Annotated in this window: 10 protein-coding genes and 1 tRNA gene; 5 read left to right on the forward strand and 6 right to left on the reverse strand. The window is 33.8% G+C overall.

Annotation, left to right across the window (positions count from 1 at the left end; all coding sequences use genetic code 11):
• Nucleotides 1–150, forward strand: a 150-nt coding sequence (locus tag C8P70_RS13055; RefSeq protein ID WP_133712624.1) for a T9SS type B sorting domain-containing protein, incomplete at its 5' end; no start/stop codon positions are given.
• 677 nt (nt 151–827) lie between these two features.
• Here C8P70_RS13055 and C8P70_RS13060 read toward each other — a convergent pair.
• The 5 genes from C8P70_RS13060 to serS form a co-directional block, all read right to left on the reverse strand.
• On the reverse strand, nt 828–1,796 hold the full coding sequence (locus tag C8P70_RS13060; RefSeq protein ID WP_133713755.1) for a 2-hydroxyacid dehydrogenase: 969 nt from the start codon (nt 1,794–1,796) through the stop codon (nt 828–830).
• Between the two features lie 16 nt (nt 1,797–1,812).
• Nucleotides 1,813–3,165: a magnesium transporter gene (gene mgtE, locus C8P70_RS13065; RefSeq protein ID WP_133713756.1), complete on the reverse strand. Its 1,353-nt coding sequence runs from the start codon at nt 3,163–3,165 to the stop codon at nt 1,813–1,815.
• Nucleotides 3,155–3,934 carry a 16S rRNA (adenine(1518)-N(6)/adenine(1519)-N(6))-dimethyltransferase RsmA gene (rsmA, locus tag C8P70_RS13070; protein ID WP_133713757.1) on the reverse strand — a complete coding sequence of 260 codons (780 nt, stop codon included), beginning with the start codon at nt 3,932–3,934 and terminating at the stop codon, nt 3,155–3,157. The genes mgtE and rsmA overlap by 11 nt, the downstream gene beginning before the upstream one ends.
• A gap of 12 nt (nt 3,935–3,946) precedes the next feature.
• Nucleotides 3,947–4,258: a DUF4286 family protein gene (locus C8P70_RS13075; protein ID WP_133713758.1), complete on the reverse strand. Its 312-nt coding sequence runs from the start codon at nt 4,256–4,258 to the stop codon at nt 3,947–3,949.
• A gap of 99 nt (nt 4,259–4,357) precedes the next feature.
• On the reverse strand, nt 4,358–5,629 hold the full coding sequence (serS, locus tag C8P70_RS13080; RefSeq protein WP_133713759.1) for a serine--tRNA ligase: 1,272 nt from the start codon (nt 5,627–5,629) through the stop codon (nt 4,358–4,360).
• 246 nt (nt 5,630–5,875) lie between these two features.
• On the opposite strand from serS, the gene rseP reads away from it, so the two are divergent.
• Together rseP and C8P70_RS13090 are read left to right on the forward strand one after the other, a co-directional pair.
• A complete protein-coding gene (gene rseP, locus C8P70_RS13085; RefSeq protein ID WP_133713760.1) occupies nt 5,876–7,225 on the forward strand; it encodes an RIP metalloprotease RseP in 1,350 nt (449 codons plus the stop codon).
• Between the two features lie 72 nt (nt 7,226–7,297).
• Nucleotides 7,298–7,371 (forward strand) — tRNA-Asn (locus tag C8P70_RS13090).
• A gap of 335 nt (nt 7,372–7,706) precedes the next feature.
• Here C8P70_RS13090 and C8P70_RS13095 read toward each other — a convergent pair.
• Nucleotides 7,707–8,822 carry an Omp28-related outer membrane protein gene (locus tag C8P70_RS13095; RefSeq protein WP_133713761.1) on the reverse strand — a complete coding sequence of 372 codons (1,116 nt, stop codon included), beginning with the start codon at nt 8,820–8,822 and terminating at the stop codon, nt 7,707–7,709.
• A gap of 121 nt (nt 8,823–8,943) precedes the next feature.
• Here C8P70_RS13095 and C8P70_RS13100 point away from each other — a divergent pair, with 121 nt between their 5' ends.
• Nucleotides 8,944–9,432: a TlpA family protein disulfide reductase gene (locus C8P70_RS13100; RefSeq protein WP_133713762.1), complete on the forward strand. Its 489-nt coding sequence runs from the start codon at nt 8,944–8,946 to the stop codon at nt 9,430–9,432.
• A 1-nt stretch (nt 9,433) separates the two neighbouring features.
• On the forward strand, nt 9,434–11,083 hold the full coding sequence (locus C8P70_RS13105; RefSeq protein ID WP_133713763.1) for a DUF6029 family protein: 1,650 nt from the start codon (nt 9,434–9,436) through the stop codon (nt 11,081–11,083).
• Nucleotides 11,084–11,248 lie beyond the last annotated feature (165 nt).

Below are 11,248 nucleotides of genomic sequence, written 5' to 3' on the forward strand. Positions count from 1 at the left end.
TCGGATCAGGGCTGGGACGGAACCTTTAACGGCAAGGCTATGCCTGCTACGGATTACTGGTTTATGGTAGAGTATATACAGGAGAGTGTGGATGGCAAGCTCCTGCCTAGGAAAGTAGAGTATAAAGGACACTTCTCATTAAAAAGATAATTAAGTTATGAAGTTGATAAAAAAAGGTTGTATAGATAGAATGCAATACAAAGTTAGATTATTTGGATATCCAATGGGTTAGTTCTTGCTTAATTACCTATTAATGAGTCTTTCTAAATGAAAGACTCATTATTTTTTATCCACTATAGTTTTTAAGTGAATAATAATTTTAAGGAATGATAATATAAAAAATTAGAAGGTGCCCATTGTGTATTATGATTAAATCATAAAAAAGTTACCCTATACTACTTATAATAAGAAGTAAGTTTATATTTTTCCTAAAAGTTACATCGAACTCACATTACTTAGAATAACATCCGTAATTTACGCAGTAAATAATGACTTGAAAAAATATTTAAGTTGAAATATTCTACGACTAGGTCAATCTATTAATTTATTAGCCTATAGCTGAAATCATTGCTTTCCGATTCTTGCTACAAAACTAGGTGTCAGATATGAAAGGGTTCATATTAATCAGTTGCAGATTTATAATTGAATTCAGGTTATACGGGTTATAATCTATCGGAAAGATGTTATAATTAAATATGTTCGATTACAAAAAACCATTAAGAAGCCTAGAGTTGGTTATTTTCATGATTAGAAGGTCTACAAGTATTTCGAGAGAAGTAAAATATTAACATGAGCTTATTTTCATTTCTAAGAAAAAATGGAGTTATTTAAAGAATTGTTGAAGGAATATTAAGGTGAAAAATATTTCTAACTTTTTCTACAATTATCCTTGCTAATTTTTCTTTGCTTTCTATCGTCCAGCCTGCAATATGAGGGGAGAGTAAAACATTTTCGGCTTTCATCAGATATTGCATAGGTGGAGGTAGTACATCATCGGCAAACATATTTTCAAATGAAGATTTTTCATATTCTAATACGTCTAAAGCTGCTCCCAGAATTTTTTTGGATTGAAGAGCCTCTACTAAATCGCTTGTATTAACCGATTTACCACGAGCTGTATTAACTAACCAAAAAGGCTTTTTAAATTGATTTATGAATTTGAAGTTAATCATATTTAAAGTTTCCGAAGTTTGAGGAGTGTGAAGGCTTAAAATATCCGTTTTTATCCAAAGTTCTTCCAGTGAAACTTGTTTGGCATACTGATTCTCCAATCCTGGTTTAATATCATAAAAAATAACATTACAATCAAAACCTTGCAATCTTTTGGCAAAAGCATTTCCCATATTTCCATAACCGATAATTCCTACGGTTTTTCCTTCAATCTCGTGTCCTCTGTTTTCTTCTCTTTTCCAGATACCGCTTCTTATTTCTCTATCTGCTAAATTGAGCTTGTTCATCAAGGTAAGCAACATTCCCAATGCGTGTTCACCTACTGCAGTTTGGTTTCCTTCTGGTGCAGAAATAAGAACAACTCCCTTGGACTTGGCGAAATCACAATCAATATTCTCTAATCCGGCACCCACACGACCAATGAATTTTAATTTACTAGCTTTCTCTAAAAAAGATCGGTCAATCTTAAAACGGCTTCGTAAAATGATTCCCTCATAATCAGAAATTATTTTTTCTATTTCTTCTTTTGAGTCGGTATAGTTTTCTGTATTTTCATATCCCATTAAACTAAACTCTTTTAATATTAAAGGATGATTGCTGTCGATATGTAGAATCTTTTTACTCATAATCTAGTCGTCGTTTTTAAAAGCCCAAAATAATTTTTGCAATGGAAAAATAAATTAAAATACCACAGATATCGTTACTTGTAGTGATGAAAGGACCCGTAGCCAAAGCTGGATCGATACCGTATTTATTAAGAAAAATAGGAATAAAAGTACCTATTAAACTGGCGATAATAATAACGCTAATAAGGGCAATAGATACTGTAATTCCAATAATATAATCAACACCTAATAAAAAGTGACTTCCAAGCATCAGAAGAACAGCTAGTAAAAAACCATTTAAAAGGCTTAATGTAACTTCTTTTATCAACCGTTTCCAAATAGAGCCTGAGATAGTATTGTTTGCCAGTCCTTGAACAATAATTGCGGAAGATTGGACGCCTACATTTCCTGCCATAGCAGCAATAAGTGGAGTGAAAAAGAATAAAACACCAAACTTTTCCATTGCTCCTTCAAAGTTTCTGGAAACGTTTACGGCAACAAATCCTCCAATCATTGCCAAAACAAGCCATGGTAAGCGAGCTTTGGTTAGGGTTAAAATATTATCGTTAGCTTCTACATCTTGTGAAATTCCTGCCGCCAGCTGGTAATCTTTATCTGCTTCTTCTTTGATTACGTCCACAATGTCGTCAATTGTAATTCTGCCGACCAGTCTATTCATTTCATCTACAACAGGAATAGCTTCCAGATCGTATTTTTGCATAATGCGGGCAACCTCTACTTCTTTTGTGTCTACTTTTACGTAATCTACTTTTCGGATATAGACGTCGCTGATATGGGTAGTTGTCGAGGTGGTAAGCAGGTCTTTTAGAGAAAGCCTTCCTTTTAAACGGTTATCATCATCGGTAACGTAAATAGAGTGTACTCTGGAAACGTGTTCTGCCTGTTTGCGCATTTCTTTTACACAGGTAAGTACCGACCAGTTTTCGTTTACAGATACAAATTCTTTTGCCATTAATGCTCCTGCAGTACCTTCTTCATAACGAAGCAGTTCAACAATATCTTTAGCATGGTCTAAATCTTCAAGCTCCTGCAGTACTTCTTCTTTCTTATTCTCGGGTAGCTCTGCTATAATATCTGCAGCATCATCTGTATCAAGTTCATCAAGTTCTTCTGCAATTTCTTTAGGAGAAAGTGTGCTTAATATCTTTTCTCGGACATTTTCGTCGAGTTCCAGCAAAATTTCAGCAGTAACTTCACTGTCTAATATGTCAAAAATATAGATTGCCTCTTCATCGGAAAGCTCATTCATGATTTCCGCTATATCTGCATAGTGGACATCGTTTAAAAGGACAAGAAGTTCTTTTTCATTTTTGTCAGCAATTAGATTTTCTATCTGTTGGATAGATTCTTTACTGATTTTAAACTCCATATTTTTCTATTTTTTGTGTAATATCAATATACTCTTCAAATCCTAACTGTTCCGGTCGAAGGTTGAAAATTTCTAATCCTTTTATCTGATCGGGAAGGTTAAAGCTTTTTAAACTATTCCGCAATGTTTTTCTCCGTTGGTTAAAGGCGGTTTTAACAACGGTAAAAAAAAGCTTTTCATTGCAAGGCAAAGTATAATTTTCTTTTCGCCTCATTTTCATCACGCCTGATTTTACTTTGGGCGGAGGACTGAAGACATGTTCAGATACTGTAAATAAATATTCTGTTTCGTAAAAAGCTTGTGTAAGAACAGATAAAATGCCATAAGTTTTACTTCCTTTTTTTTCGCAGATGCGTTCTGCAACTTCTTTTTGAAACATACCTGCAAATTCACAGACGTAGTGTCGTAATTCTAGAACACGAAAAACAATTTGAGTAGATATGTTATAGGGGAAGTTACCAATTACAGCAAAAGATTCCTGATTAAAGGCATGTACAATGTCAAACTTTAAAAAATCCTGAGCAAAAATGTGATTGTGCAGTTTGGGATAATGTTTGTGAAGATAGTCCACTGATTCGATATCAATTTCCACAACAAAAGTTTCTATGGGCTTATCCAAAATGTATTTAGTTAAGACTCCCATTCCCGGACCAATTTCCAATACTTTTTTATAGCCCTCTAAAGAAAGTGCGTCAGCAATGCGTTTAGCTATACTCTCATCGGTCAAAAAATGTTGCCCTAAATGTTTTTTTGCTCTTACGTTGTCCATTCTTCCGTGTTATTAGTGTTCGCTAATTAATTCCAGCTCTGTTTTAAAGGTAAGCATTAATTCTCCGAATAGTTTTTTGGCTTCATTTTCAAAATGATCAAAATCTTCCTTATAAAATTTTATCAGGTTTTCTTTGCTATCAGTTTCAAATTGGACAGAATAGGTAATTCCGCCCATTTCTTCGTCAACTAAAACTTTTACCATTCGGGCTTTTTGAAACTTTTGTGTGGCAAGAATACCAGGAATATAAGTTTCTTGTACCCATTTAAACCAGGCATCGTGTACGCTTTCATGTATGTTGATAGTTGTATTGTAAATAATCATTGTTGTAAGTTTTGAATTAGAAGTGTTTGATACAAAGATAAAAAAAGCACCAAAGTCTTTTAGGATTTGGTGCTTACTTTTATAGATAGAATTTTAAAATTAATCAATAATATCAAATCCGGTATATGAGCGTAATACTTCGGGTATGACAATTCCGTTAGGCGTTTGGTAATTTTCCAAAATTCCTGCTAAGACTCTTGGTAAAGCCAAAGAGCTTCCGTTTAAGGTATGTGCTAGCTGGTTTTTGCCGTCTTTGTCCTTAAAGCGAAGTTTAAGACGATTGGTCTGAAAAGTTTCGAAATTTGAAACAGAGCTGATTTCAAGCCATCTGTCCTGGGCAGTTGAAAAAACTTCAAAGTCATAGGTCAGTGCAGAAGCAAAGCCCATGTCTCCTCCACATAATCTCAAAATTCTGTAGGGCAGTTTTAATTCATTTAAAATTTCTTTGACGTGTTCTACCATTCCGTCCAAAGCCTTATAAGAATTATCTGGATGCTCAATTCTAACAATTTCTACTTTGTCAAATTGATGTAGACGGTTTAAACCTCTTACATGCGCACCGTAGGAACCTGCTTCTCTTCGGAAACACGGTGTATATCCCGTACACATTACAGGTAATTCGCTTTCTTGCAGAATTACATCGCGGAACAAGTTGGTTACCGGAACTTCTGCAGTCGGAATCAGATATAAATCATCGATGCCTACATGATACATTTGTCCTTCTTTATCTGGTAGTTGTCCTGTTCCGTATCCTGAAGCTTCATTGATAAGATGCGGAACCTGAAACTCTTTGTATCCGGCATCTGTGTTTTTGTCCAGAAAATAGGAAATTAGCGCACGCTGTAATCTGGCACCTTTTCCTTTGTAAACAGGAAAACCTGCTCCGGTAATTTTATTGCCGAGCTCAAAATCAATAATACCATATTTTTTTGCCAATTCCCAATGAGGTAACGCACCATCGTGCAGTGTTGGAATCTTACCAGTTTGGAAGATATTTACGTTGTCATCTGCATCTTTGCCGGGAGGGACAATGTCGTTTGGTATGTTCGGAATAGTATATAACTTCTCGGTTAACTCAGTAGAAGTTGTATTTAACTGTTCAGTCAACTGTTTGCTTTGTTCGCGCAAATGAGATGTTTTCTCTTTGATGATTTCAGCTTTTGCCTTTTCACCATTTTTCATCAATTCGCCAATGCTTTTGGATAGCTTGTTGGATTCTGCCAATACATTGTCTAAGTCAACCTGTGTGCTTCGTCTTTTTTCATCCAGGTCAAGCACTTCTTTCAGCAAATCCGCAACATCAAGATTTCTTTTGGCTAATCCTTGGATTACCTTTTCTTGATTTTCTTTAATATAAGCTATCTGTAACATATTTAAAAAAATTAATTGAAAAGCAAAGTTAGAAAATACTTTTCTAATATGATTAAATATCTTGAATAAGAGAAAGTATTTTCTGTTGCTTTGGATTATTTGATCAGGTTTTACTTATAATGGACAGATATGAAGTTTGAATTGTGAAAGAATTGGTAAAATACACTCTAGCAGTAAAAAAAAATGAAATAGTAAAACTAAAACTTTATTTTTGTCAGATTATAGACGAGAATGTAATTATATAAAATGGAAATACTTATTAAATTATCTCAATTTTTATTGAGTTTATCTTTGCTTATTATCCTCCATGAATTTGGGCATTTTATACCTGCAAAACTGTTTAAAACTAAAGTAGAGAAATTTTACCTGTTTTTTGATGTAAAGTTTTCTCTTTTTAAGAAAAAGATAGGTGAAACAGTATATGGGATAGGATGGCTTCCTTTAGGAGGATATGTGAAAATTGCCGGTATGATTGACGAAAGCATGGATACAGAGCAAATGCAAAAAGAGCCTGAACCATGGGAATTTCGATCTAAACCAGCGTGGCAGCGCCTTATTATTATGCTAGGCGGTGTTACAGTAAACTTTCTGTTAGCTTTTGTAATATATATAGGAATGGCTTATGTATATGGCGATGCATACCTTAAAAATGAAGATTTAAAAGATGGCATTTACGTTACAAATCCTATTTTAGAAAAGGCAGGACTTCAAACGGGAGATAAAGTCATAAGTGTTGATGGAAAAGTAATCGAAAGGTTTAATGATTTACCTGAAGCTTTGTTGTTAGGAGTAGGTAAAGATGTAGTCGTTGACAGAAATGGAACTCAGGAAAAAATTACCCTACCGGAAAATTTGATAGGACAGATTGTTGATGAAAATTCAAAAACGCTGATTTCACTTCGAGTGCCTTTTGTAATTGCAATGGCTACGGAAGAAGGAGGAAATAGCGAAGTGCTGCTGTCTAGAGATATTGTACAGTCTATTGGAGGAGAACCTGTAAGATATTTTGATCAGGCAGAAGAAATATTGGCAAAATACAAAGGAGAAAAGGTTGAAATCAAGGTTTTGCGCAATGAAAATCAAGAAACAGTTATAGCATCTGTAGATGACAAAGGAAAGTTAGGTGTGGCGGTAGGAATGATTGGGATGACAGATATGGAAAAATTGGGATATTATAAGTTGAGTCACGAAAAATATGGTTTTTTAGCTTCAATTCCGGTTGGTTTAAATAAAGGAAAAGAAAAAGTAGTAAGTTATTGGAGTCAACTAAAGTTAATGATTAAGCCGGAAACAGGTGCATATAAAGGTGTAGGAGGTTTTAAAGCTATTTATGATATTTTTCCAAGTTATTGGAGCTGGGAAAACTTTTGGGCAATAACAGCGTTATTGTCAATTATGTTGGGAGTGATGAATTTATTGCCTATTCCTGCACTGGATGGGGGGCATGTTATGTTTTTATTATACGAAATTATTTCGGGTAGAAAACCAAGCGATAAGTTTATGGAAAAAGCACAAATGGCTGGCTTCTTTATACTTATTGGATTGTTGTTGTTTGCTAATGGCAATGATATTTATAAAGCTATATTTGTAAAGTAAAAAAGATAAATAAAAAGCTTGTAAAAATAAAAAATCGTTTTATATTTGCACCGCAATAAAGGTAACACACCTTCCTCCTTAGCTCAGTTGGTTAGAGCATCTGACTGTTAATCAGAGGGTCCTTGGTTCGAGCCCAAGAGGGGGAGCAAAATCAGAGCACTTACAGTAATGTAGGTGCTTTTTTCGTTATTTAAAAACGGATTTATTGGGCGTGTCGACTTTTATTTCAAAAATAAATATGGTGTTTTTGAGGTAGAAGGTGGAGAATTGAGTGTCAGGGTTTGAAACTCTTGGTGTCGGGTTTTTTATTTTAAAATATTTGTAAATCATGAAGTTACGTCAATTTTTTGACACTTTAAAAATATTGACTATGAACGTTAATCAAGTGAAAATCTTATTTGTTGTAAATCGAAAAGTATATAAAAAAAACCAGTCCAAATAAAAACATTTTGGACTGGTTCAAACTATCTAAAAGTATGTGTTATTTTGCTATTACGTAATTTTTAACGGTGTTGGCTTTGGCTACTTGAGCGTTTAATACATATCCATCTTTATTAACTATAAGGACTGCAATCTTTAAATTTGCCGCATTTTTAGATTCATAGTTAAATTTGGTGTTTTCTAATTTAAATATATTTCCCTTTGTTGTATTGGATAAAGGAGAACCTAAAATGTCAGTTGAAGTTCTAACTACATCATTAAAAACAAAGTCTTTGATTACATCTGCTCCTCCGTAGTGTTCTGTAGCGTTGTCTTGATCATAGATTAAATTATCTTCAAGGATGTAGATAATATATTTTAATTCTTCATTAAATGTTTCTGAAAAAGCTATATCTAAAGATACTGTTCCGGAATTTTGGGATAACTCAGATGAAATTTTAATGCCTATAGAAGTTTTGTTGTTTAAATATTTTCCTGGGTCACTTGTGTTTTTGTCTTCAGGGTATTTCCAGCTTTTAATTCTATTTATAAAAACTGCAGGATAGCCAGTAACGCCGAGCTTGTTTTCTAAAGAACCTGATCCATTAAAGTTAAAAGGATCGTAATTCCATGCAGAAGGATCAATATTACCTCGATGTATGGCGATTGGAACTATTTTTTTACCAAATTCTTCTACAGCTTTTTCTATTGAATAAGCAACTCTAGGGCACCAAACGCACCAAGTTCCTGTAAAATCTTCAACAACTACTTTGTGTACATAAGCTTCGTCTCCTGTAGGAACATAGTCTTCGTCTACTTCATTATTTTCTCCTTCGGTTCCATGTTCTTCATTAACTTGAATAGTTATAATGTTACTGTCAGCATAACCTTCTTTTTTAGCAACAACTTTGTATTCTCCTGTTGTTTCAAAAGAATGTTTTAATCCTTCAACAATTTGATTGTTGATATAAAGTGACGCGTCTTCAATGTTTTTATCGTCTCCTTTTACCGTAAAAGAAACTTCTTCGTTGATTAGAATGGTTGTCTTGTTTGCGATTAAAGAAAGGGTGTTGGATGGTGATGTGTCATCGTCTGAGCTACTGCATGATATGAATAGCGATGTTGAAAATAGCAATGATAATAATACGACTGCTCCAAAATAGAATCTTTTTTTCATGTTAATTTTTCATGTTTTGATTAGTCGTGTAAAAGTAAGAATAAAAAAAGTATAATAAAAAGTTAACTTAAGTTTTTTTTTAAATATATTTGTCTGTTATAGAACATTTAAAAAACAAACAATGAAAAATTTGATTACATTTATTAGTTTATTCGTTTTTTCTGTGGGAATGTCGCAGCAGAAAGAATTGCCTAACGTACAGCTAAAAGACTTGGATGGAAAGATGGTTAATGTGGCAGATTATAACAATGCTGATAAGCCTGTCATTCTTAGTTTTTGGGCTACTTGGTGTGGACCTTGTTTAAAAGAATTAAACGCTATAAAAGATGTGTATCGGGATTGGCAGGATGAAACAGGAGTGGAGTTGATTGCTGTTTCTGTTGATGATGCAAAGTCTGTGAAAAGAGTAAAGCCTTTGGTGAACGGAAAAGGGTGGGACTACAAAGTGCTGTTGGATGATAATCATGAATTAAAAAGAGCAATGAATGTGGCAAATGTACCTTTTACTGCGATTGTATATAAAGGGAAGATAGTTTATAAGCATACCAGTTATACTCCGGGAGCAGAAAAAGAGTTGTTGAAACAAGTAAAAGCCTTGATAGGAAAGTAGAATGAAAAAAATAGTAGTATTAGGGTGTTTGCTGTGTGGGTATGTGGGGTTTTCGCAAGTGAGAGTTGGATTCGAAAATAATTCTCAATGGTATGTTGATGATCAAAAAGTAAAAATTGATGAAAAGGAAGCAGATGAAAGGTTTAGGTCTAATTCATATCTTAAAGTTGATTACGACTATAAAAAATGGACGTTTGGAGTTCAAGTAGAAGGTTATGAGCCTAAGGCTCTATTGAATTATTCTCCCGATTTAAAAAAAGTTGATTTAGGAACTATTTATGTTCGTTATAATGATATTGAGAATGGATTGGATGTGACTGCAGGGCATTTTTATGATCAATTTGGAAGTGGTTTATTATTTCGCTCTTGGGAAGATAGGCAGTTGGGAATTAATAATTCTATTTTCGGGGTTGATGCTAAATATAACTTGGGTTCTTGGGGGAAAATTACCGCTCTTGGAGGAAGACAAAGAATTGGAATGGGATTTGATTTGTCAAAATCTTTAATATTAGGAGGAGATTTGGAAATTTCCTTGTCAGATATGATTGATACTGGAGAAGTGGATTTAACTGTTGGAGGTAGTTATTTGGGGAGGGTCTTAAGTGATAATGATGCAAATAAAGAGTTAGATAGGTTTACAAATGGATATTCTTTTAGAGCAGATTTGCTTAGTGGTAATTATTACCTAAATGTAGAATATGTTTTAAAAAATAAAGATTATCTTTTCGAAGGGAATACAATTTTAGATGAGTTTAAGCAAAAAGGGGGGGCGTTGTTGGTTAATTCGGGATATTCTGAAAGAGGATTTGCTGTAAATCTTAATTTAAGGAGAATGGAAAATATGGGATTCTATTCTGAAAGGGAAAAATATGGCAATGATTATAATGCAGCTACTTTAAATTATATTCCGGCATTAACAAAGCAATATGATTATTCGTTGCAAAATATTTATGTTTATCAAGCTCAATCTTCTTTCGATATTTATACAGGTGGGAAATTAGGGGAGATTGGTGGGCAGTTTGATTTGTTTTATGAGTTGCCTAAAGGTTCTGTTTTAGGAGGAAAGTATGGGGCTAATATTGTTTTAAATGGATCCTATTGGGCGGGATTGAAGAATAAAATGAATTCGTCAGAAACAGGGGTAGAAGCTGGTTTTTTTGATTTTGGAGATAAATATTATCACGATTTAGGATTAGAAGTGAGAAAAAAATGGTCCAAAAAATGGTCGTCTATTTTTATGTTTTTAAACCAATATTATAATGTTGGTAAATTGGAATTTAAGCCAGGCGTAGTAAATGTAAATATTTTTAGTGCTGAGTCAACTTATCAGTTTATGGATAATAAGTCGGTGCGTTTGGAATTACAGCATTTATGGGCAGATGCAGATAAGAAAAATTGGATGGCAGGTACTGTAGAATTTGCTTTAAATAACAATTGGTCTGTATTTGCAAGTGATATGTATAATTATGGGAATGATGATAAGGAAAAAAGGATTCACTATTACAATGCAGGAGTTAGTTTTACTAAAGGAACAATGAGAGTTTCCACAAGCTATGGGCGTCAGAGAGGTGGTCTCTTGTGTGTGGGAGGAGTCTGCAGGATGGTTTCAGAAGCGGCAGGTTTAACAATAGGAATAACTAGTTCTTTTTAAAATACGGAAAAATAAATAAGAAGTTCCCTTGTGCATATATGCACAAGGGAACTTTTATGTAATAATAAAACACCATTCGTCTATCCGTCATATAATTTCCACCTTTTGTGAATATTAGCAGGAATTAATGTTTTGGATTACAGTATTTTGCGAAATAAAAAAAAA

It is taken from the genome of Myroides indicus (assembly GCF_004364575.1).
Taxonomy (GTDB): Bacteria; Bacteroidota; Bacteroidia; order Flavobacteriales; family Flavobacteriaceae; genus Flavobacterium; species Flavobacterium indicum_A.

Excerpts from the sequence above, each read along its gene's own strand:
- rsmA (WP_133713757.1), bottom strand. The coding sequence starts at position 3,934 with ATGGACAACGTAAGAGCAAAAAAACATTTAGGGCAACATTTTTTGACC.
- C8P70_RS13100 (WP_133713762.1), top strand. The coding sequence starts at position 8,944 with ATGAAAAATTTGATTACATTTATTAGTTTATTCGTTTTTTCTGTGGGA.
- C8P70_RS13105 (WP_133713763.1), top strand. The coding sequence starts at position 9,434 with ATGAAAAAAATAGTAGTATTAGGGTGTTTGCTGTGTGGGTATGTGGGG.
- C8P70_RS13075 (WP_133713758.1), bottom strand. The coding sequence starts at position 4,258 with ATGATTATTTACAATACAACTATCAACATACATGAAAGCGTACACGAT.
- C8P70_RS13060 (WP_133713755.1), bottom strand. The coding sequence starts at position 1,796 with ATGAGTAAAAAGATTCTACATATCGACAGCAATCATCCTTTAATATTA.
- mgtE (WP_133713756.1), bottom strand. The coding sequence starts at position 3,165 with ATGGAGTTTAAAATCAGTAAAGAATCTATCCAACAGATAGAAAATCTA.
- C8P70_RS13095 (WP_133713761.1), bottom strand. The coding sequence starts at position 8,822 with ATGAAAAAAAGATTCTATTTTGGAGCAGTCGTATTATTATCATTGCTA.
- serS (WP_133713759.1), bottom strand. The coding sequence starts at position 5,629 with ATGTTACAGATAGCTTATATTAAAGAAAATCAAGAAAAGGTAATCCAA.
- rseP (WP_133713760.1), top strand. The coding sequence starts at position 5,876 with ATGGAAATACTTATTAAATTATCTCAATTTTTATTGAGTTTATCTTTG.